Below are 20,827 nucleotides of genomic sequence, written 5' to 3' on the forward strand. Positions count from 1 at the left end.
GATGGAAGAGCCTCGGTACCTGCAGACGCCATCAGAGCCGGGCGCACGTCCAACCGATCGTTGTGGCTCGCCGGGAGGCGGTTGTTTGATCTTGCCGCGGTGCGGGCGATGTGATGCGGCACATGGGGCGCAGCTTCCGATGGTTGTGGTCGGCATATGCCGTCAGCACTTACGGCACGTGGATCGCGTTCGGGGCGTTCCCGCTCATCGCGGTCCAGGTGTTGCACTCCACCGCATTCGCAGTGTCGTTGCTGGAAGCGGCAGGGCTCGCCGTCGCGGCGGTGGTCGCGTTGCCGTCCGGGCCGTGGGTCGAGCGCAGGGCCAAGCGTCCGGTGATGATCGCGATGGACCTGCTCAGGTTCCTCGCCATGGCGAGCATTCCGCTCGCGTACTTCTGCGACGCGCTGTCGTTCGGTCAGCTGCTGGCCGTCTCGGTCGTGTCCGGAACCGCGAGCATCGCCTTCACCGCCGCGTCCGGCGCGTACCTGAAGCACCTCGTGCACGGAGACCGGCTGCTCGTCGCGAACGGGAGGTTCGAGGGCACGAGCTGGGTGGCGATCGCGGCCGGTCCGCCGCTGGGCGGAGCGCTCGTCGGGGTGCTCGGCCCGGTCGTCACCGTGCTCGCCGACGCTGTCAGCTACCTGTTGTCCGCGCTCGGGATTCTGCGCATCCGGGGCAGCGACGTCGCTTCACCCGAGGCGTCGCGGGCCTCCGGGTTGCTGTCCGGCTGGCGGTTCATCCTCGGCGACCGCGCGTTGCGGCGGCTGTTCCTCAACGCGATCCTGGTGAGCGGCCTGATCATGGCCACCGCGCCGGTGCTGACCGTGCTGTTGCTGGGCGAGTACCACTTCCCGGCCTGGCAGTACGGTCTGGCGTTCGGCGTCCCCGCGCTCGGCGGCTTCGTCGGCGCGCGCCTGTCCGCACCGCTCTGCGCGCGCTACGGCAGGCATCGGGTGATGGTCGTCTCCGGCTGGCTGCGGTCGTTCTTCCCGCTCGGGCTGGCGCTGGTCCAGCCCGGCGTCGCGGGACTGCTCACCGTGATCGTCGTCGAAGGGCTGCTGATCACGTGCATGGGCGTGTTCAACCCGATCCTCGCGACCGAACGCCTTCAGCGCACGCCCGCGGATCGCGCCGCGCAGGTGCTCACGACGTGGAGCGTCAGCAGCAAACTCGTGCAGGCCGCCCTGATGGTGATCTGGGGCGGCCTGGCCACGCTCACCAGCCCGCTCGCCGCGATCACCCTTTCCGGGCTGTTGCTGCTGGCGACTCCGTCGCTGCTCAGGACGGATAGCGCCGGGGCGTGAAGACCACGCCTTCCTCGGTCACCACGGTCTGGGACGAGCCGATGATCAGCAGGCAGCGCATGTCGATCGTGTCCGGGTCCAGCGACTTCAGGGTGCCGACGCGGATCTCCTCCTCTGGGCCGCCCACGTCACGTCCCACGACGATCGGCGTGTCCGGGGAACGGTGCTGCAGCAGCAGGTCCCGCATGTCCGCGACCTGGTGCGCGCGGGCCTTCGACGCCGGGTTGTAGATCGCGATCACCAGGTCGGCCTTGGCGGCGGCGGTGAGGCGTTCGGCGATGACGTCCCACGGCTTGAGCCGGTCGCTCAGCGAGATCACCGCGTAGTCGTGGCCGAGCGGCGCGCCCGCCTTGGCCGCCACGGCGTTCGCGGCGGTGACGCCGGGGAGGATCCGCACCGGGACGTCCCGGGTTTCCGCGGCGACTTCCAGGACCGCGGTGGCCATGGCGAACACGCCGGGGTCGCCCGACGACACGACCGCCACGCGCCTGCCCTTGCGGGCCAGGTCCAGGGCGAAGGCCGCGCGTTCCGACTCGACCTGGTTGTGGGAGGCGTGCTTCGTCTGGCCGGGGCGGTCCGGGACGCGGTTGAGGTAGGTGGTGTAACCGACCAGGTCGTCCGCGGACTCCAGGGCCAGCTTGGCTTCCGGGGTGAGCCAGGCCCGTGCTCCCGGGCCGAGGCCGACGACCGTGACGTGGCCCTTTTCGGGCGTGGGCTTGGAGTGGCTGGGCAGCAGGGCCAGGGAGAAGTACGGGACGGTGTCCGGGTCGACGTCGGCCAGCGGCGACGTGCGCTGGCGGCCCGTGGTGGCGCGTTCGACGTACCAGGCGCTGTCCAGCCGGTTCGCGTCTTCGAGGGCCTGCTTGACGTTGCCGAAAGTCCTGCCCAGCTTGAGGATCGCGGCCGAGTCGGTGTTCTTCAGGCGTTCGGCCAGTTCTGCCGGTGGGAGCGTGCCGGGCAGGATCGTGAGGACCTCGTCGCGTTCGACCAGCGGGGTGCCGAGGACCGCGCTCGCGCCGCTGACGCTCGTGACGCCGGGGACCACTTCCCACTCGTAGCGGTCTTTCAGGCGTTTGTGCATGTGCATGTAGGAGCCGTAGAAGAACGGGTCGCCCGCGGCCAGGACGACGACGTTGCGCCCGGCGTCGAGGTGCGCGGCGAGTCTTCCGGCCGCTTCCTCGTAGAACTGGTCGATCTCGCCCTGGTAGTCGTCGGTGTCCTCGGTGGTGACCGGGTAGACCAGCTGTTCGAGGATCTGCGGATTTGGATCATCTTGGCTGCGGAAGTAGGGCTCCGCGATGGTTTTCGCGACACTGCGGCCGTGGCGGGCGCTGTGGAACGCGACCACGTCGGCTTCCCCGATGAGTCGCGCGGCCTTGACCGTCACGAGTTCCGGGTCGCCAGGACCCAGACCGACGCCGTAGAGCTTGCCCGTCACTCTTCTTCACTCGCAATCGCGTTGATAGCCGCCGCCGTCATGGCACTGCCGCCGCGCCGCCCGTGCACCACCAGGTGCTCCAGATCCGTTGCGGCCAAAGCTTCCTTGGACTCTGCCGCGCCGATGAAACCCACCGGGATGCCCAGGACGGCGGCCGGTCGCGGAGCCCCTGCGTCGATCAGGTCGATCAGGTGGAACAGCGCGGTGGGGGCGTTGCCGATGGCGATCACGGCGCCCTCGAACCGGTCCTGGAGGAGCTCCAGGGCGGCGGCGCTGCGGGTGTTGCCGATAGCCTTCGCGAGGTCGGGCGTGCGCGGATCCTGGAGGAGGCAGAGGACTTCGTTGTCCTTCGGCAGGCGGCGGCGCGTCACGCCGGACGCGACCATGTTGGCGTCGCACAGGATCGGGGCGCCGTTGCGGAGGGCAACGCGTGCGTTGCGGACGACGTCGGGGGAGAAGGCGACGTCGCCCGGCAGGTCCGTCATGCCGCACGCGTGGATCATGCGGACGACCACCTGGGCGACGTCCGCTGGGAACCTGGTGAGGTCCGACTCCGCGCGGATGGTGGCGAACGACTTGCGGTAGATCTCCGCGCCGTCCTTGATGTACTCCGTCACCAAGACCTCCGACGGACGTGGTCAGACATGTCGCTCCCGGTTGGATGTGCGTTGTGCGAACGGCCTGCACACGGGCCGTCTTGTCGTTCGGCTGTGTCCGCCTGGTGTGGAGCAAGACCTCGCTCAAGGCGGCGACGGCAACGGCGCGTGCGCATCGCAACGCCCGGCATGACTTCCCGCAACACGAAGGCCGTTCGCCGGTCGAGATCGAGCGGTGGTGCCGAGCCGCGGCCCGCGACAGCTCGGGCGATGCCTGCGGGCCTGACGGCAGACGGCACGGGCTCGCCCCGTCGCACACGGCCGTGACACAGGAGTGCGAGGCAGGTGGAGGTCACCTGATCTCCTCGTCGCGGGCGGTGCCGGCAATGCGGCGGTAGCCGTCGCCGATCGCGACGAACTCGATCACATCGCCGACGGGGCGGCCGCAGCGGCGGGCACAGCCCGACCAGTGCACCGGGCGCTGCGGAATCGATCCCGATTGGAGGGCCCCCTGGGGGGATCGGGTCCCCACTCCAATCGTCTCAGGCAGGTCTGACAATTCCGGGCGGGCGAGCCAGGCGTACACGTCGGCGCGCACGTCGGACAGCGACTTGGCGCAGCCGGGGCGGCCGGTGCAGGCGCTCACGCCGTGCCAGGGCGAGGCGGGATCGGTGATCAGGCCGGACGTGTCGGTTCCCGGCGGCACGACCAGGCTGCGCCACGGGGTCAGCCGGACCGGGACGCCGGGGAGCTGGTGGGCGTCGAGGCGGCCCAGCGGCACGCCCGGCGTCACCGCGGAAGGTGCGACCGGTGTCACAGCCGGGGTGATGCGCGGGACGTCGGTGGCGCCGAAGTGCTCGGTGATCTTTCGCACACCGCCGTCCACTTCGGACAGGCGCCAGGCCGGGCCGCGCAGCTGCTGGAAGAGGCGGGCGGCCGTGACGACGGCGTCGACGGGGTCGGTGACGCGCACACCGGTATCGGTACCGGCGAGCAGCAGCACGTCGTCCACCAGCCCGAAGTCGCCGCCCGAGCCGCTCACCGGCAACCCGACCGTGACGAGGAAACGCCCTGGTAGCGAGGCCAGTTCCGGGTCCGCGCACAGGGCCTCGTCCAGTGCGTCGACCAGCGCCTGGTTGTCCTCCAGCGGTGCGGCGATGATGTTGCGGATGCGTTCGTGCGTGTCAGAGGGCAGCAGACCGGCCGCACGCAGGCGTGAACCCAGCTCGGCGCCGTCCGCGAGGCCTCTGATCTGGAGGTTCGCCCGCGAGGTCAGCTCCAGCGAGCCGTTCCCGAGTTCCAGCGCCGCAACCCGGACCACGTCCCACTGAGCAGCGGAAAGAGTGCCGCCCGGGACCCGGATGCGCGCGAGTCCGCCGTCGGCCGCCTGGTGCAGCTCGACGGCGCCTGGGCAGGCATCCGGGTGAGTACGCATAGGTCGGACTGTAACCCGCCGGTTAGGGTGAGCCCGAACGACGAAGCGCAGGAGGAAGCCGGTGTGAATCCGGCGCGGTCCCGCCACTGTGACCAGCGGCAGCTGGGAGTCAGGAACTCCGCTTCGCCTGTCACCCGCAACCTGGGGCGAGGACCCCACGAGGGATGGAGCCTGCGTGATCCTGCTGCTGTCGACCTCCGACACCGACCTGCTGTCGGCTCGGGCGAGTGGTGCCGAGTACCGGCTCGGCAACCCCGCGCGACTCGCGGCCGACGACCTGCCGGCGCTGGTCCAGGACGTCAACCTGGTCGTGGTGCGCATTCTCGGTGGGCGCCGGATGTGGGAGGAAGGGCTCGACTGGCTGCTGGCCGGCGGCCTGCCCGTGGTGGTGCTGGGCGGTGAGCAGCAGCCGGACGCGGCGCTGATGGAGCTGTCGACGGTGCCCGGTGGCGTGTGCGCCGAGGCGCACCTCTACCTCGCGCACGGTGGTGCCGCGAACCTCGCCGAGCTGCACAAGTTCCTCGAAGACACGATTCTGCTGACCGGGCACGGGTTCGCCCCGCCGCAGGCCACGCCGACCTGGGGTGTGCTGGAGCGCGAGCCGTCGAACGAAGGCCCGACGGTGGCGGTGCTCTACTACCGGGCGCACCACGTCGCGGGCAACACGGCGTTCGTGCACGCGTTGTGCGACGCGATCGAGGCCAAGGGCGGGAAGCCGCTGCCCGTCTACTGCTCGTCCCTGCGCACCGCCGAGCCCGAACTGCTCGACACGCTCCGCCAGGCCGACGCGCTGGTCGTCACGGTGCTCGCGGCGGGTGGCACGAACCCCGCCAAGGCGAGTGCCGGTGGCGACGACGACGCGTGGGACGTCGGCGCGCTCGCCGCGCTGGACGTGCCGATCCTGCAGGGGTTGTGCCTCACGTCGAGCCGCGAGTCGTGGGACGAGAACGACGACGGACTGTCCCCTTTGGACACCGCGACGCAGGTGGCGATCCCCGAGTTCGACGGTCGGATCATCACGGTTCCCTTCTCGTTCAAGGAGATCGACGAGGACGGGCTCACGGTGTACGTGGCGGATCCCGAACGGGCGCTGCGCGTCGCCGGGATCGCGGTCCGGCACGGGAAGCTGCGGCACATCCCGGTGGAGGACCGCAAGATCGCGGTGATGCTGTCGGCGTACCCGACCAAGCACTCCCGCATCGGCAACGCCGTCGGCCTGGACACGCCGGCGTCGACCGTGCGGTTGCTGAAGGCCATGCGGGAGCACGGGTACGACATCGGCACCGAGCTGCCCGGCGTCGACGAGCTGGACGGCGACGCGCTGATCCACGCGTTGATCGCCGCCGGTGGGCAGGACGCGGACTGGCTGACGCAGGAGCAGTTCGAGAGCAACCCCGTGCGCATCGCGGCGGCGGACTACCGGGCGTACTACGAGACGCTGCCGGAGGACTTCCGCGAGTCGATGGAAGAGCACTGGGGCGAGGCGCCCGGCTCGTTGTTCGTCGACCACTCCAAGTCTCGCGAGGGCGAGATCGTGCTGGCGGCGCTGCGGTCGGGCAACGTCGTGGTGATCGTGCAGCCGCCGCGCGGGTTCGGCGAGAACCCGATCGCGATCTACCACGACCCGGACCTGCCGCCGTCGCACCACTACCTCGCGGCCTACCGGTGGATCGAGGCGGAGTTCGGCGCGGACGCGGTCGTGCACGTCGGCAAGCACGGCAACCTGGAGTGGTTGCCCGGCAAGACCGTCGGCATGTCGGCGTCCTGCGGCACCGACGCGGCGCTCGGCGACCTGCCGCTGATCTACCCGTTCCTCGTCAACGACCCCGGTGAGGGCACGCAGGCGAAGCGGCGCGCGCACGCCACGCTGGTCGACCACCTCGTGCCGCCGATGGCCCGCGCCGACAGCTACGGCGACATCGCACGGCTGGAGCAGCTGCTCGACGAGTACGGCAACATCTCCGCGATGGACCCGGCCAAGCTGCCGGCGATCCGGGCGCAGATCTGGACGTTGATCCAGGCCGCGAAGCTCGACCACGACCTCGGCCTGGACGACCGGCCGCACGACGCCGAGTTCGACGAGTTCCTGCTGCACGTCGACGGCTGGCTGTGCGAGGTCAAGGACGTGCAGATCCGCGACGGGCTGCACGTCCTCGGCCAGGCGCCGACCGGCTCGGTCCGGGTCAACCTCGTGCTCGCGATGCTGCAGGCACGGCAGATGTGGGGCGGTCAGGTCGCCGCGCTGCCGGGCCTGCGGGAGGCGCTCGGGCTCGTCGGCACGGCCCGTGAAGACGTTGACGCCGTTGAGGAACAGGCTCGCGCGCTCGTCCAGGCGATGGAGGACGCGGGCTGGGACCCGGCCGTGGCCTCGACGCTGCACGAGTCGGCCGACGTGCGGAAGATCCTGGAGTTCGCGGCCGTCGAGGTGGTCCCGCGGCTGGCGCGCACCACCGACGAGATGACGAACGTGCTGCACGCGCTGGACGGCGGGTACATCCCGGCCGGGCCGTCCGGATCACCGTTGCGCGGCCTGGTGAACGTGCTGCCGACCGGCCGCAACTTCTACTCGGTCGACCCGAAGGCCGTCCCGTCGCGGCTCGCGTGGGAGACCGGCCAGGCGATGGCCGACTCGTTGCTCGCGAGGTACCGGGACGAGAACGACGGCGAGTGGCCGCCGTCGGTAGGCCTGTCGGTGTGGGGCACGTCGGCGATGCGCACGGCCGGTGACGACATCGCCGAGGTGTTCGCGCTCCTGGGCGTGCGGCCGGTGTGGGACGACCAGTCGCGCCGGGTCACCGGCCTCGAAGTCGTTCCGCTGGAGGAACTGGAGCGGCCGCGCATCGACGTGACGGTCCGGATCTCCGGGTTCTTCCGCGACGCCTTCCCGCACGTCGTGTCCCTTTTGGACGATGCCGTGCAGCTGGTGGCCGCGCTGGACGAGCCCGCGGAGCAGAACTTCGTGCGCGCGCACATGCTGAAGGACCTGGAAGAGCACGGCGACCGGCGCAGGGCCACGCTGCGGATCTTCGGTTCCAAACCGGGCGCGTACGGCGCGGGCGTGCTGCCGTTGATCGACAGCCGCAACTGGCGCGACTCGTCCGACATCGCCGAGGTCTACGCGGTGTGGGGCGGCTACGCGTACGGGCGCGGCGTCGACGGCGTGGCGGCGCGGCAGGACATGGAGTCGGCGTACCGGCGGATCGCGGTGGCGGCCAAGAACATCGACACCCGCGAGCACGACATCGCCGACTCGGACGACTACTTCCAGTACCACGGCGGCATGGTCACGATGGTGAAGGCGCTGACGGGCAAGGCACCCGCGGCCTACGTCGGTGACAGCACGCGTCCGGAGGCCGTCCGCACCCGCACGCTGACCGAGGAGACCTCGCGGATCTTCCGCGCCCGCGTGGTGAACCCGCGCTGGGTCGGGGCGATGCGGCAGCACGGGTACAAGGGCGCCTTCGAGCTGCAGGCCACGGTCGAGTACCTGTTCGGGTACGACGCCACGACCGGCGTGGTCGCGGACTGGATGTACGAGAAGCTGACCGAGACGTACGTGCTCGACCCGGAGACCCGCAAGTTCCTGCAGACCTCGAACCCGTGGGCGTTGCACGGCATCGCGGAACGCCTTCTCGAAGCCGCGGACCGCAAGATGTGGGAACACCCGGAGCCGTCCACCTTGGACGCCCTCCGCGCCGCCTACCTCGAAACCGAGGGCGACCTGGAAGACGGCGCCTGACCGCCTCACTCTTTCAGCTGATTCTTTCCGCACGCGGGGGCCCCGCGTTTCCTTCCGGGGAACGCGGGGCCCCCGCGTTCCCCGGCGGAAACACGATTGGGTGGGCTTTTTGAGCACGCGGGGAGCTTTCGTACTCCAGGAGCGCACGGAAGGGCCCCGCGTGCGGCCGAGCTAGGTGGAGGTGGGGGTCAGGCGGACGCAGCAGTGGTCTGGGGAGGGGGCCAGGGCGGCGGTGTGCGTGCGGGCCCCGATGCCGTCCAGCAGGCCGCCGATCAGACAGAGGTTCATCCCGCACACCAGCTGGGTGTGCTTCTGGGCCAGGCTGTGGAACGGGCAGTTGCCCAGCAGGATCGTGCCGCCGTCGTCGCGCGGCTCGAATCCGAAGTCCTCCAACGCCTTCGTCACCTCGCCCGAGGCCTGCGCGGCCAGATCCGCGCCCCACTCGTAGGCGCGCCGGTTGAGGATCTCGCGCGCGGGCTCGCCCGTGCTCTCGGCTTCCAGGAGCGCGTCCGTGAGCAGGTGGCTCGCGGCCTCGTACCGCCGGTCGGGCAGCGACACCTCGATCTGCTCGCCGGAACGCCGGTAGAGCTTCGCCGGGCGGCCGGCGCCCGGACCGGTGCGGCCTGAGCGGCGTTCGTGCAGGACGTCCAGCAGGCCCATCTCGACCAGCTTGTCGAGGTGGAACGCCGCGGTCGTGCGCGGCAGGCCGATGGCCTCGGAGGCCTCGTCCTTGCTGATGGGCGCGGTCTGCCGCACCACGAAGTCGTAGAGCTTGCGGCGGTTCGGCTCGTCGAGGGCCGCGACGGCGGCGACGGGGTCGGCCATCTCTAAAACCTACTCCAGTTGACGATAATCGGCACCCAGCTCTAACGTTAACGCAAGTTGTCGTTAGAAGGAGGAGTCATGGCGGTCATGACGCGCACGGACCCGGCCACTCAGGCGTTCGTGCTGCTGCGCACGGTGTTCACGGTGGCGCCGATCCTGTTCGGGCTGGACAAGTTCTTCAACCTGCTCGTCGACTGGCCGCGGTACCTGGCGCCGTGGATCGACTCGATCGTGCCGGGCACCCCGCAGACGGCCATGTACATCGTCGGCGTGATCGAGATCGTGGCCGGCGTGCTCGTGGCGCTGCGACCGAAGTGGGGCGGGCTCGTCGTCGCGGCCTGGCTGTTCGGGATCATCGTCAACCTGCTGACCCTGTCCGGCTACTACGACATCGCGTTGCGCGACTTCGGCCTGCTGGTCGCGGCGCTCGCGCTGTCCAGGCTCGCGGTGCGCGCATGATCGACACCGAGGCGGCGCGGCAGGCGGTCGCGGACCTGTTGAAGGCACTGGGCAAGGACCCGTACTCGGTGCACCTGGCCGACACGCCGCGCCGCGTCGCCGAGGCGTACACCGAGCTGCTGACGCCCCGCTCGTTCAACCTGACGACGTTCCCCAACGACGAGGGCTACGACGAGCTGGTGCTGGCGCGCGGAATCCCCGTGCAGTCGTTGTGCGAACACCACATGCTGCCGTTCCACGGCGTCGCGCACGTCGGTTACCTGCCGGGCGAACGGATCCTCGGGCTGTCGAAGCTCGCACGGGTCGTGGAGATGTTCGCGCGTGACCTGCAGGTGCAGGAACGGCTCACCAAGCAGGTCGCCGACTGGTTGCAGGAACACCTGCGCCCCAAGGGAGTCGGCGTGGTGATCGAGGCCGAGCACATGTGCATGGCGTTGCGCGGTGTGCGGGTCAACGGATCCCGCACCGTCACGTCGGCGTTGCAGGGCGTGCTGCGCAAGGACCCCGCGTCCCGGCAGGAGTTCTTCACCCTCGTGCACGCGTAGCCTGCGAGGCATGGGGAAAATCCACGCCGGTGCCACGCTCACCCCGCACTTCCGCGAGTTCCTGCCCGCGTGGGTCGCGGACCAGCCGTGGTACTCAGGGACGGGTGCGTTGCGGCCGACCGGGTTCTTCCGGTTCGAGGACCCGGCGGGCGAGGTCGGCGTGGAGACGCATCTGCTCCACGACGGCCAGGCGGTCTACCACGTGCCGCTGACGTACCGGCACGCACCGCTGGCCGGTGGCTCGCTCGTCAGGACGGCCGAGCACAGCGTGCTCGGGACGCGGTGGATCTACGACGCCGTGACCGACCCGGTCTGGATCACCGCGATCCTGGACCTGGTCGCCACCGGCGGGGAGGCGGAACCGGCTGCCCGTACGGGGTTCGATGCGGCCGGGGCGCGCGGTGTGCTGCGCCGGCCGGGGCCGCTCGTCCCGGGTGCGGTGAGGATCGACGTGGACCGGCGGATCGTCGCGGACGGCCCGCCGGAAGACGCGGTCGGCCTCGTCACGGGGTTCTGGCACCAGGACGGCGAGCCGAGGACCGGCCGGCTCGCGGTGATCCGCTAGACCGGGCCGTCGAGATCGATGAAGGGCTCCTTCATCCACCTGAGGTGCAATGCCAGGAACTCAAGCGCGCGTCGATGAGGAACCCATGGATTCTCGATCCAGCGGCCTGTCATGTGGTGCTGTGGAGCAGCCTGACCCGTGGGAGCGATCCCATCGGACATGCCGGACATATCCGCAAGTGTTGATCTTTATGAAGGGCTCTTTCATCCACTCCAGGTGGATAGAGGTTCCCTTCATAAAGATCAACTGGCGCGGATTCGAGTCGGCCTCGACCACGCGTTCGAGGTGCGCGTCCGTGCGTCAGTTCGCGATCAAGAGCCACTGGCCGGAAGCTTCCCGGCCGACTGGCCACCAGCGTGACCTTCGCGAGCCTCGTAGATCGCGCTCCCGGAGCCGCTCAAGTTCCTGGCATTGCACGCCAGGTGGATGAAGGAGCCCTTCATCGATCTCCAAGGGCGTTGCGGGGCGCGGTTCAGACCGGGCCGAACACGTAGGTGCCGGCCGCCGAGGCGTCGTCGCCGGCCCAGAACTCCAGCCACAGCCGGGCGAACTCCTCGCGCGACAACCTGCCGTCGCCGTCGGAGTCGAGCGCGGCGAAGTCGGTGACGCCGTCGTGGCCCAGCCAGGCGGCGATCATCGTCCGGTACTCGTCGGAGGAGATGTAGTCGTCCCGGTTCTCGTCGACGGCGGCGAACATCGCGTCGGCGGTGTCGGTGACCGCCTCCGGGGTTTTCGGGAGCGCGTCCACGATGCTCAGGACGTTGTCGATGGTCACCTCGTCCCTGCCCGCGATGGCGGTGAGCGTCGCCCACCAGCCCATCATCACGCTGGACAGCAGCTCCTCGTCACCGCCGCGCAACGACACCCAGCGGGCGGTGAGCGCACGGAAATCGCTCTCGGTCAGATAACCGTCCCCGTTGGCGTCCATGGCTCCGAACACCACTGTCACCTTGCGTCTTTGCAGGTCACTGGCCATGCGCGCCACAATAGGCCGAACGGTGCAACGGAAACTATCGGCCGAACGGGTCCGAACCAACCGTCGGCGGTCCGGCGTCGAGCGCCTCGGACAGCTGCAGCCGGCCGGAGACGCCGAGCTTGCGGTAGGTGCCGGACAGCACGACCTCGACGGCGTCCGCGGGCATCAGCAAAGTCGAGGCGATCTCCTCGTCGGACCGTCCTCGGGCCGCGAGCGCCGCCACCTGGTGCTCGGTCGGGGTGAGCGCGGTCGGGCCGGTCTGGCGCAGGCGGCGGGGTCCGGCGCCGGTCGCCACCAGCTCGGAGTGAGCCCGTGCGGCCATCGCGGACGAGCCGCACTTCTGCGCGAGATCGAGCGCGTCACGCAGACACGCGCGTGCAGCAGCGGCGTCGCCCTGACGTCGTGACACCACACCGAGATCGACCAGCGCGCGCGCCAGTTCCAGACGGGCGGGGGAGGACCGCAGCACCCGCACGGCTTCTTCCAGCAGCGTCCGCCCGGCCGCACCGGCGGTGACCCGGCCCGCCGCGCGCAACGCCATGCCCAACGCCCGTGGAGCACCCCAGGCGCGTGCCAGAGCCACTTCTTCCAAGGCGAGCTCACGGGCGCGTTCGCCGTCGCCCAGCGCCGCGCAGGCCAGTGCGGCGCCGGAACGCCACGCCAGTGCCGCGGGATTGCGGTAGGGCCACGAGGCGCAGTGCCGTCCGGCGGCCAGAAAGGCTTCCAGCGCTTCGTGATCGTCGCCTCGCGCGGTGAGCATCCGTCCGCGAACGGTCAGCAGTCCGCCGAAAGACCACACACGCCGGGCTTCGTCGGTCGAGGCTTCGGAGATCAGGGCGTCCGCCTCGTCCAGACGGCTCTCTTCGAGCAGGATGTCGGCGACCAGCGCGGCGTGCCAGGCGGAGATCGCGTGCCACCGCCGGTCCTGGCGCAGGTGATCACCCGCCAGCGTGAGGTCGGCGCGGGCGGAGGCGAGATCTCCCTTGCGGCGCTGGACGTTCGCGCGCATCACGTACGTCAGCGCGCGCAACGCCGGTGCCTGGGCGCGGTCCACGTCGTCCAGCACGGTCAGCGCCGAATCCAGCGCGTCGGCCAGGTTCAGGACCATCGCGGACGCCAGCGCGGACGTCGTGGTCCCGGTCGACACCAGCGCAACGGCCTCCTCGGCGCTGATGTCGCCGACCATCACGTGGTGCAGAACCCCGGCGGGGGTGCCAAGGGAAGCCGACACGGGCACGGCTTCCTGCCACGCCAGCCCGTGCACGGCCAGATGCGCCTGCGCCCACGGCGAAGAATTCGCCAGCAGGGACGTCAGTTCGGCGGGTTTCCCCTCGGCGTGCAGCGCGTAGGACAACGCCACCGCGGACTCGGAGTCGTCCACATCGGACTGATAGGCCTCCCGCAGCCGGGACGTCGCGCCGGGCAGGTCTCCCACCAGCTCGGCCACTCCCAGCAGCCGCAACGCCCGTGCCGGGTTCGCCACCGGTTCGCGCAACGCCCGCCACAGCAACCGCGCGGCGCCGGACGTGTCGCCGCGGTTCACCGCCTCCTGCGCCGCCCGGTCCAGCACCTCGGCCGCCCACGGCTCCAGCCCCGGCGAGGTCTCCAGCAGCTGCTCGGCCACGGCCCGGTCGGACGCGCCGTGCGCACGCAACGCCTGTGCGGCCCGCAGATGCAAAGCAGCCCGCGCGGACGCGGGCAGGTCGTCGAGAACCGCGGGCCCGGTCACGCCGAACAGCTGCACCGTTCGCATCGCCTCGGCCAGCTCGACCGGGCTCAGCCGGGTCAGCTCCGCCAGCACGCCGGGATGCGGTGACGGTCCCAGCACCGCCAGGCAGTGCGCGGTGGTGACGACGGCGGCCGGACGACGCCGCAGCCGGGCGGCCACGACCTCGCCGCGCACCTCCGCGCCGCGTTGCACGACCTGCCACGCGGCCTCGGCGGTCGGCGGTACCCCGTCCTCCGCCAGCGCCTGCACCAGGCGCGTCACGATCGACGGGTTGCCGCCGGTCGCGTCCAGACAGGCGGTCACGAACTCGGGAGCCGGCACGCCGAGCGTTGACGAGACGTGAGCACGCACCGCGTCCCACGACATGTTGCCGAGCACCACACGACGACACGTCGCGATGATCTCGCCATAAGCAGGATCATCACACCGCTCACCCACGGCCAGCACGAGCGCGATGGGCAGACGTTGGACCCGCAACGCCAGGTAGGCGAGCCAGCGCAACGACGCGGCGTCCGCCCACTGCACGTCGTCCACCGCGATGAGCAGCCCCGACGTCCCCGCCAGTGCCGCGGCCAGCCGGTACACGCCGTGCAGGACGGCGAAGTCGGCGGCCGGCGCGGTCAGCCGGAGCGCGCCGAGAGCCTCCGGCGGCACGAGTGCGGGGTCGGTCAGGTCGAAGAGCTGGGCCACGATCCCGAACGGCAGATCGCCCTCCAGCGCACTCCCTCGCGCTCGCACGACGTTCCTGCCGGAGGATTCCCAGTGCGCGGCGAGGTCGTCGAGCGCCGCGGTCTTGCCGGTACCGGGCGCGCCTTCCAGCACGGTGGTCGTGCCCGGCGTCACCTGGTCGCTGATTCCGGCACACCACGCTTTCCGCCGGTTTCCCAAGATCTCTCCAGAATCTGCGGGTGAATGGATCAGCGGAATTGATGCTAGGAGAAACCGCGCCACTTGCCCAGGTAAAGGTTCCTGCGCTATGGGCGTCTCAGCAGGGGATGCAACCCGTATGATCCGCCGGGCTGCTACTCGAATGGGTAGCGGCAGCCGGGAGACGGCCTCACGTGGTCATCCGGATGGTCCAGTGCTGCTGCCTCGGGGCTGGTCGGCACGCGGGTCGTCGTGGTAGGGCAGTGCTTGTTCTCCGCCGCCGCGGAGCGAAAGGAAAAATGGTGTCGGGGAATCGGAACGGGGTGTTCCGCGGCCGCGAGGGAGAACACGAGCTCCTGAGCGGTGTGCTGGACGCGGGCACCGGAGTGGTGTTGGTCGACGGCGCGGCGGGAACCGGCAAGACGCGGTTGCTGGCCGAAGCCGCCGCCCTCGCCGCGCGCCGCGGTTTCGAGGTCGCCACGGCGGAGGACGAGCTCGATCAGCCCTTTCTGCTGGCCCGCCTGGCCGAACGGGGGCCGCAGGGGCCGACGCTCGTCGTGCTCGACGATCTCCACCTGGCCGAGCCGGGAACCCTGGCCGCTCTGCGCGCACTGCTACCCGCTGCCGCCCGCGAGAAGGTCGTCTGGCTGCTCGCCCGCCGGTGCGGTGAGGGCGCGGACCGCCTGTACGCCGCCGCGGCGGCCCGCGGTGCCGTGCGGATCGAGCTTCGCCCGTTGGCCGACGACGTGGTCGCGGACCTCGTCGCCGATCTCGTCGGCGGAGCTCCCGACCACGATCTCCGCGCGCTGGCGTCGACCGCCCGGGGCAATCCCGCCGCACTCATCGGTCTTCTCACCGCGCTGAGCGAAGACGGTCAGGTCCAGGTCTCCGGCGGACACGCGTCGTTGCGCGGTGACCGCTCGCCTCGGCGGACCGAGGCGTTGCTGCGCGACCGCGTCAGCTCGTTGAGCGGCAAGGCGAGGCACGTGCTGCAGGTGGCGTCGGTGCTCGGGCCGCGCTTCGAACCCGGTGACCTCGCGGAGATGCTGGCGTCCAGCACCGCGATCCTGTTGCCCGCACTGGACGAGGCCATCGGCGCCGGTGTGCTGACGTCGCTGGACGACAAGCTGGCGTTCCGGCACGAGCTGGTCTGGCGGCTCGTCGCCGACTCCGTGCCGGCACCCGTGCGGCGGGCGCTGCACCGCGAGGCCGGCGAGATGTTGCTGGGGCGCGGGGATTCCGCGGTCACCGCCGCCCAGCACCTCCTGCACGGCGCCCAGCGCGGTGACGTGCGGTCGATCGACGGACTGGTGGCGGCAGCGAAAGCCTTGCTGTGGAACGCTCCGCAGGCCGCGGCCGAGCTCGCGGTGCGGGCGCTCGAACTCACCGACCAGGCGTCCGCCTCCCTGGTGCAGCGCACGGTCGTGGCGGTGCGGGCGCTGACCGCGGCGGGCAGGCTCACGGCCGCGCAAGCGCTCGCGCAGGACGCGTTGTCCCGTCAGGTCTCCCCGGCACCGGCCGCCGAGCTGCGGCACTGCGTGGCGACCACGACGTTGCTGGGCGCGCAGCACGCCGAGTCGGTGGAGATCTCCGAGGTGCTGCTCGCCGAGCCGGATCTGCGGCCGGAACTCGTGCCGTGGGTGGAGATCACCCGGATGATGGCGTTGCTCGGCCACGACCGGCGACGGGCGGAGGAACTGGCCGAGGCGGTCGTGCGCGCGCACACCGGTTCGCCGGACGACGTGCTGGCCACCGCGCTCGCGGTGCTGGCGGCGATCGCGCGGGACACCGGACAGCCCGGCGCGGCACTGGAACTGGCGCGCGAGGCCGCGCAGTCCGTCACCTCGTACGACCTGTGCGCCTACCCGCAACTGCTGCTGGCGACGCTGTACTCGGGGCTGCGCGAGTTCTCCGAGGCCGACAGCGTGGTGCGGCGGGCACGCAGCGGACCGTCGTCGGTGGTCACCAAGGAACTGATGACCTCGGTCGTGCAGGCACGGATCCTGTTGCAGGCCGGGCGGATCGAGGAAGCGGCGGTCGAGGCGCGCACCGCGCTGTCCGCGGCGGAGGAGACCGGGCACACCGCGCTGATGGCACCGGCGCTGGCGGTGCTCGCGAAGGTCGCGCTGCACACCGGCGATCTTCCGGCCGCGATCGAGCACGTCGAGCGCTACCGCGGCCAGTTCCCGGCCGACGGGATCCTCTTCTCGCGCGCCTACTACCAGTGGGCCGACGTGCTCGTGTCGTACGTGGGTTTCGGGCTGGACAAGGCGTTGGAGCTGCTGACGGACGAGTATCCGGGGCTGGTGACGTCCGGGCTGTTCGCCGAGGAACCCCGCGCGGCCGGGTGGTTCGTGCGGCGAGCCCTGGAGGCGGGCGACGAACGGCTGGCCAAGGCCGTGGTGGACCGCGTGGAGCGACTCGCCGAGGAGAACCCGGGATTCCGCGCGGTGGCGGCGGCCGCGCTGCACGCGCGAGGACTGCTCGACGGCGACACCTCGTTGGTGGAACGGGCTTCGCAGCAGCACCGGGACCTGTGGGCGCGGGCGAACGCGGCCGAGGACCTGGGCGTCATGCTGACGGAGTCGAGCGACCGCGCGGCGTCGGTGAAAGCACTGGAGAACGCGCTCGGGCTCTACCGGGAGATCGGCGCGTCACGGGACAGCGCGCGGGTGCTCGGACGGTTGCGCAAGCTCGGCCGGCGCCGGCGGGCCGCGCCGGTGCGCCCTGCGTCCGGATGGTCCAGTTTGGACGACACCGAACGGGCGATCGCGAACCTGGTGGCGAAAGGTCAGACGAACCGGCAGATCTCGACGCAGTTGTTCATGTCACCGCACACGGTGAACTTCCACCTGCGCAAGATCTTCCGCAAGCTCGGGATCAGCTCTCGCGTCGAGCTGGTGATGAGGTCGAGGGACGATCAGTGATCGCCCGCTTCGCCTGACGCCGCAGCTGCAGGATGCGGGCCGCGCCGACGACCGCGACCAGCAGCGCGCCGCCGATCGCGCCGAGCAGCAGCGCCACGCCGAGCGGCAGGCTGGCCTGGCCCCACAGGAAGTGGATGGTCGTGTTGTCGCCGTTCTGCAGGATGAACACGAGCAGGAAGATCAGCACGACGATCGCGACCAGCACGGCCACCCAGGCGCCGCTGATCCTGGTGGGCCGCGGCTTCCTCGGTGCGGCCCCGCCTCCTGGTGCGGGCACGGGCTTCGTGATCGGTTCGGACGTCTCGTCGTTCGGCATCGCCACGGGTTGATTATCGGCGACCCGGCGTGATCGCGCTTGTTGGCGAACGGGTGGCCGCCACCGGCTACAACCGGCGCAGGCCTGCCAGAACACGTTCGAGCAGCGCCATGTTCGGCTTGTCGCCCGGCTCGTGCACGGCGACCAGGCCGAGCGTGATCAGGTCGCTCAGCAGCACGCGCGTGACACCCAGCGGGATCTTCATGAGCGCGGAGATCTCGGCGACCGACCGCGGTTGCAGGCACAGCCGCATCATCGCCGCCTGGTCGTTGTTCGCGTGGTGGAGCCGTTCTTCGTCGGTCGACAGCAGCGTTTCGAGGCGGAGATCGTGGCGGGCCGCGGTGCGGCCGCCGGTGCGCGCGTACGGGCGAACGAGAGCGCTGTCCCGTGTGTGGGCGGGTGGTGCGTCGTCTTCTTCCTGCATCGGCCACTCCGGCGGCGGTTCCGGCGGGCGTTGGCGCAACGGTTCCTGACGAGGCAGTTGTTGCGTCACCGAGTCCTGGGTTCGCTCGTCACGCAGCCGTCTCCGGATCTTCGGAGACCCGAAACGGGCCCCCGTGTAACCGATTTCCGTCGCTTCCTCGTCGTGCACGTGCTCAAGCTATAACGAGAACGCCCGAATGTATGTCGATCACGTTGCCTTTTTGTTCCTCAGATCGAATCTGACCTGGATCGCGGTCCCCGACGACGTCGTTTGGGTGCGCACGAGGTCGGCCAAACGGTTCACCAGCAACAGACCGCGACCACCTGGATCGTTTGCGTGAACAGGCGTGCGTCCGGCCAGAACATCGGTGATGTGGCCGTTGTCGTTGACTTGGCAAACAATACTTTCTCTTTCCGCCCAGACCCGGACCGTGCTCTCCCCGCCGCCGTGCCGCACGCTGTTGGTCGCGAGCTCGGTGACCGCGAGCGCGAAGTCGTCCAGGCGTTCCTGCGCCAGGCCCAGCTTCAGCGCCTGCTCGCGGGCGAACGCCCGCACCGCCGCCATCGCGCCGGCACCGACCGACGTGCTCGCCGCGTCCTGCGGGGTCGCCAACGGCAGCGAGTGCGCGGCGACGACGACCCGCGCGGGGTGGAAGTGGTCGCTGGGGCGGTGGCCGCCCGCGTCGATCACGACCGGGTGGGTCTTCTCGGCGTCGGCCAGCACGTCGTGGCCCAGCACCGACGTGTTGTAGGGGCAGAGAATGCTGAGGTCACGGCCGCTGAACGCGTAGTTGACCAGCGCCTCGTGCAGGGCGCAGGCGGGGTACTCGACCTCGGTGCGGTGGTCCCACACCGGTTCGCTGATGATCCGCACGGGCCCGCGGTGCCGGTCGGCGAAGACGCGCAGCTCGGGGATGATCCGGCCGGGGTTGCGGCCGGTGTCCGCCATGTCGATGAACGTGATGAGGTGCGCGAACCCGCTCAGCGCCTCCTTGAGCAGCCGCAGGTTCGAGCTGGGCACCGCGATGGCCACCGGCTCGGCGTTCGCGAGCCCTTCCACGACGAACGGGACGGTCCCGTCGATGTAGGAGTCCTCATCGGAGTAGAACAACGCGGGATGCGCGAACGTCATGTGCCACCTCTCGTCAACGCCCCAGGATGCGCACCCGGCGCGTTGCTCAAACCATCATTTCTTGACCCTCACACCGTGTCAGCCCCTACACAGGAGCAGTCATGTTCACCATCGGAGACTTCGCCCATCTGGGGCGCGTGTCGGTGCGGATGCTGCGCCACTACGACGCGGTCGGGTTGCTCCCGCCGGCCCACGTGGACCCGTCGTCGGGCTACCGCTTCTACACCGCCGCGCAACTGCAGCGGCTCAACCGGCTGGTCGCGCTGAAGGACCTCGGTCTCACGCTCGACCAGGTGGGAATCGTGCTCGACGAAAAGGTTTCCGCCGAGCAGCTGCACGGAATGCTAACGTTCCGGCGCGCCGAGCTGCGGCAGCAGATTCTTGCGGACGAGTCGCGGTTGCGCCGCGTCGAGGCACGTCTCCGCGCCATTGAAAGGGAAGGCGCCATGCCCACCGACGAGATCGTTGTGAAGCCTGTTCCCACTGCCCGAATTGCTCGTCTGACCGCGACTGCGGCTTCTTACGGGCCGGAGGACATCGGTCCGGTCATCCAGCCTTTGTACCCGGAACTGCTCGCGCGAATGGAGCGCGCCGGGGTGGAGATCACCGGCTACGGGATCGCCACCTACGAGCCGGCCGAGGGCGACCAGGTGCTCGTGCAGGCCGGCGTGACGGTGTCGGTCGAGCCGTCGGACTCCTACGACTTCGAGGTCGTGGACCTGCCGGCGCTGGCCGAGGCGGCGACGATCGTGCACCGCGGGCCGATGGACGACGTCCACGCCACCTACCAGGCCGTCGCGGCGTGGATCGAGGCGCACGGGTACCAGCAGCACGGGTTCGCCCGCGAGGTGTACCTCAACTACGGCCACGGTGACCCCGCCGACTGGGTGACCGAGCTGCAGCTGGAGATCACCAGGCCGTAGACCGGCACTGAGGGGCCACCGTCCGTCCGATGTGGACTTGACCGCGGGGGTGGGCGGTGGTCACGCGGCCCGGAATATGTTGGCTCTCCGGGGTGCGGGGGAAGCCGAAAGGCATGAACAGCAAGCGAATCGTGATCCTGTCCGCACTCGCCTGTGCCGGCCTCGCGTTCCCGCTGGCCGGGACCGCCGCGGCGGCCGAAGGCGAGCTGACCACGACCGTCACCCCGGAGGGTCAGGCCCCCGCGACCGTGCACACGCTCACGTGCGACCCGGACGGCGGTGACCACCCGAACCCCGACGCCGCGTGCGCCGAGATCGAGGCCGCCCACGGCGACCTCACGGCGCTGCCCGGCGAGCCGACGCTGTTGTGCACCGACATCTACCAGCCCGTCACCGTGACGGCGACGGGCACCTGGCGGGGCCGTCAGATCTCGTACGAGCACACGTTCCCGAACACGTGCGAGCTGATCCGCGCGACCGGATCGGTGTTCGTCCCCGAGCTTCCCTAGCGCCCGCGCCCGAGGTCGATGAAGGGCGCCTTCATCCACTCCAGGTGGATGTAGGCGCCCTTGATCGAGGGATGGGCACGACGGCCGGGCGGGGGGGTAGGGGGGGGGGCGTGTCGCCC

Annotated in this window: 17 protein-coding genes and 1 riboswitch; of the genes, 8 read left to right on the plus strand and 9 right to left on the minus strand. The window is 70.4% G+C overall.

The window, feature by feature from the left end:
* The first annotated feature begins 122 nt into the window (after positions 1 to 122).
* Positions 123 to 1,304, plus strand: a complete 1,182-nt coding sequence (locus ABZV40_RS38130) for an MFS transporter (RefSeq protein WP_355453387.1) — start codon at positions 123 to 125, stop codon at positions 1,302 to 1,304.
* Here the strand turns inward: ABZV40_RS38130 and cobJ are convergent.
* The 3 genes from cobJ to ABZV40_RS38145 all read right to left on the minus strand — a co-directional run bounded on the left by cobJ (position 1,279) and on the right by ABZV40_RS38145 (position 4,773).
* Entirely contained in the window at positions 1,279 to 2,742 is a 1,464-nt protein-coding gene (cobJ, locus tag ABZV40_RS38135) for a precorrin-3B C(17)-methyltransferase (RefSeq protein WP_355453390.1), read from the minus strand. The genes ABZV40_RS38130 and cobJ overlap by 26 nt on opposite strands.
* The gene (locus ABZV40_RS38140) at positions 2,739 to 3,359 is read right to left on the minus strand and encodes a precorrin-8X methylmutase (RefSeq protein ID WP_355453392.1); all 621 of its coding nucleotides are present in this window, start codon (positions 3,357 to 3,359) and stop codon (positions 2,739 to 2,741) included. The genes cobJ and ABZV40_RS38140 overlap by 4 nt, the downstream gene beginning before the upstream one ends.
* A 331-nt stretch (positions 3,360 to 3,690) precedes the next feature.
* Positions 3,691 to 4,773, minus strand: a complete 1,083-nt coding sequence (locus ABZV40_RS38145) for a hypothetical protein (protein WP_355453395.1) — start codon at positions 4,771 to 4,773, stop codon at positions 3,691 to 3,693.
* 8 nt (positions 4,774 to 4,781) lie between these two features.
* Positions 4,782 to 4,914: riboswitch (cobalamin riboswitch) on the plus strand.
* A 34-nt stretch (positions 4,915 to 4,948) separates the two neighbouring features.
* Here ABZV40_RS38145 and cobN point away from each other — a divergent pair.
* Complete coding sequence (cobN, locus tag ABZV40_RS38150) at positions 4,949 to 8,512, plus strand: cobaltochelatase subunit CobN (protein WP_355453398.1); 3,564 nt, start codon at positions 4,949 to 4,951, stop codon at positions 8,510 to 8,512.
* Between the two features lie 171 nt (positions 8,513 to 8,683).
* On the opposite strand, the gene ABZV40_RS38155 is transcribed toward cobN, so the two are convergent.
* Positions 8,684 to 9,337: a helix-turn-helix domain-containing protein gene (locus ABZV40_RS38155; RefSeq protein WP_355453401.1), complete on the minus strand. Its 654-nt coding sequence runs from the start codon at positions 9,335 to 9,337 to the stop codon at positions 8,684 to 8,686.
* 78 nt (positions 9,338 to 9,415) lie between these two features.
* On the opposite strand from ABZV40_RS38155, the gene ABZV40_RS38160 reads away from it, so the two are divergent.
* The 3 genes from ABZV40_RS38160 to ABZV40_RS38170 are packed head-to-tail and all read left to right on the plus strand — an operon-like array spanning position 9,416 to position 10,906.
* Positions 9,416 to 9,796, plus strand: coding sequence for a DoxX family membrane protein (locus ABZV40_RS38160; RefSeq protein WP_355453404.1), 381 nt, complete (start codon positions 9,416 to 9,418; stop codon positions 9,794 to 9,796).
* Positions 9,793 to 10,341 (plus strand): GTP cyclohydrolase I FolE, encoded by a 549-nt coding sequence (gene folE / locus ABZV40_RS38165; protein ID WP_355453407.1) that lies wholly within the window; start codon positions 9,793 to 9,795, stop codon positions 10,339 to 10,341. The genes ABZV40_RS38160 and folE overlap by 4 nt, the downstream gene beginning before the upstream one ends.
* A gap of 10 nt (positions 10,342 to 10,351) precedes the next feature.
* Positions 10,352 to 10,906, plus strand: a complete 555-nt coding sequence (locus ABZV40_RS38170) for a hypothetical protein (protein WP_355453410.1) — start codon at positions 10,352 to 10,354, stop codon at positions 10,904 to 10,906.
* 472 nt (positions 10,907 to 11,378) lie between these two features.
* On the opposite strand, the gene ABZV40_RS38175 is transcribed toward ABZV40_RS38170, so the two are convergent.
* Together ABZV40_RS38175 and ABZV40_RS38180 are read right to left on the minus strand one after the other, a co-directional pair.
* A complete protein-coding gene (locus tag ABZV40_RS38175; RefSeq protein ID WP_355453413.1) occupies positions 11,379 to 11,882 on the minus strand; it encodes an EF-hand domain-containing protein in 504 nt (167 codons plus the stop codon).
* A 34-nt stretch (positions 11,883 to 11,916) separates the two neighbouring features.
* Complete coding sequence (locus ABZV40_RS38180) at positions 11,917 to 14,499, minus strand: AAA family ATPase (protein ID WP_355453416.1); 2,583 nt, start codon at positions 14,497 to 14,499, stop codon at positions 11,917 to 11,919.
* Between the two features lie 281 nt (positions 14,500 to 14,780).
* Here ABZV40_RS38180 and ABZV40_RS38185 point away from each other — a divergent pair, with 281 nt between their 5' ends.
* Positions 14,781 to 17,405 carry a LuxR C-terminal-related transcriptional regulator gene (locus tag ABZV40_RS38185; RefSeq protein ID WP_355453419.1) on the plus strand — a complete coding sequence of 875 codons (2,625 nt, stop codon included), beginning with the start codon at positions 14,781 to 14,783 and terminating at the stop codon, positions 17,403 to 17,405.
* Here the strand turns inward: ABZV40_RS38185 and ABZV40_RS38190 are convergent.
* The 3 genes from ABZV40_RS38190 to ABZV40_RS38200 form a co-directional block, all read right to left on the minus strand.
* Entirely contained in the window at positions 17,359 to 17,721 is a 363-nt protein-coding gene (locus ABZV40_RS38190; protein ID WP_355453440.1) for a lipopolysaccharide assembly protein LapA domain-containing protein, read from the minus strand. The two genes, ABZV40_RS38185 and ABZV40_RS38190, sit on opposite strands and share 47 nt — an antisense overlap.
* A 67-nt stretch (positions 17,722 to 17,788) precedes the next feature.
* Complete coding sequence (locus ABZV40_RS38195) at positions 17,789 to 18,214, minus strand: DUF742 domain-containing protein (RefSeq protein ID WP_355453422.1); 426 nt, start codon at positions 18,212 to 18,214, stop codon at positions 17,789 to 17,791.
* A 138-nt stretch (positions 18,215 to 18,352) separates the two neighbouring features.
* Positions 18,353 to 19,276, minus strand: coding sequence for an anti-sigma factor RsbA family regulatory protein (locus ABZV40_RS38200; protein WP_355453425.1), 924 nt, complete (start codon positions 19,274 to 19,276; stop codon positions 18,353 to 18,355).
* A 101-nt stretch (positions 19,277 to 19,377) separates the two neighbouring features.
* Here ABZV40_RS38200 and ABZV40_RS38205 point away from each other — a divergent pair, with 101 nt between their 5' ends.
* Positions 19,378 to 20,199, plus strand: coding sequence for a MerR family transcriptional regulator (locus ABZV40_RS38205; protein WP_355453428.1), 822 nt, complete (start codon positions 19,378 to 19,380; stop codon positions 20,197 to 20,199).
* Between the two features lie 113 nt (positions 20,200 to 20,312).
* The gene (locus ABZV40_RS38210) at positions 20,313 to 20,708 is read left to right on the plus strand and encodes a subtilase-type protease inhibitor (protein WP_355453431.1); all 396 of its coding nucleotides are present in this window, start codon (positions 20,313 to 20,315) and stop codon (positions 20,706 to 20,708) included.
* The last annotated feature ends 119 nt before the right edge of the window (positions 20,709 to 20,827 follow it).

This window comes from Lentzea sp. NPDC004782, assembly GCF_040609115.1.
GTDB lineage: Bacteria > Actinomycetota > Actinomycetes > Mycobacteriales > Pseudonocardiaceae > Lentzea.

Excerpts from the sequence above, each read along its gene's own strand:
- ABZV40_RS38200 (WP_355453425.1), bottom strand. The coding sequence starts at position 19,276 with ATGACGTTCGCGCATCCCGCGTTGTTCTACTCCGATGAGGACTCCTAC.
- ABZV40_RS38205 (WP_355453428.1), top strand. The coding sequence starts at position 19,378 with ATGTTCACCATCGGAGACTTCGCCCATCTGGGGCGCGTGTCGGTGCGG.
- folE (WP_355453407.1), top strand. The coding sequence starts at position 9,793 with ATGATCGACACCGAGGCGGCGCGGCAGGCGGTCGCGGACCTGTTGAAG.
- ABZV40_RS38160 (WP_355453404.1), top strand. The coding sequence starts at position 9,416 with ATGGCGGTCATGACGCGCACGGACCCGGCCACTCAGGCGTTCGTGCTG.
- ABZV40_RS38155 (WP_355453401.1), bottom strand. The coding sequence starts at position 9,337 with ATGGCCGACCCCGTCGCCGCCGTCGCGGCCCTCGACGAGCCGAACCGC.
- ABZV40_RS38175 (WP_355453413.1), bottom strand. The coding sequence starts at position 11,882 with ATGGCCAGTGACCTGCAAAGACGCAAGGTGACAGTGGTGTTCGGAGCC.
- ABZV40_RS38145 (WP_355453395.1), bottom strand. The coding sequence starts at position 4,773 with ATGCGTACTCACCCGGATGCCTGCCCAGGCGCCGTCGAGCTGCACCAG.
- ABZV40_RS38130 (WP_355453387.1), top strand. The coding sequence starts at position 123 with ATGGGGCGCAGCTTCCGATGGTTGTGGTCGGCATATGCCGTCAGCACT.
- ABZV40_RS38170 (WP_355453410.1), top strand. The coding sequence starts at position 10,352 with ATGGGGAAAATCCACGCCGGTGCCACGCTCACCCCGCACTTCCGCGAG.
- ABZV40_RS38190 (WP_355453440.1), bottom strand. The coding sequence starts at position 17,721 with ATGCCGAACGACGAGACGTCCGAACCGATCACGAAGCCCGTGCCCGCA.
- ABZV40_RS38210 (WP_355453431.1), top strand. The coding sequence starts at position 20,313 with ATGAACAGCAAGCGAATCGTGATCCTGTCCGCACTCGCCTGTGCCGGC.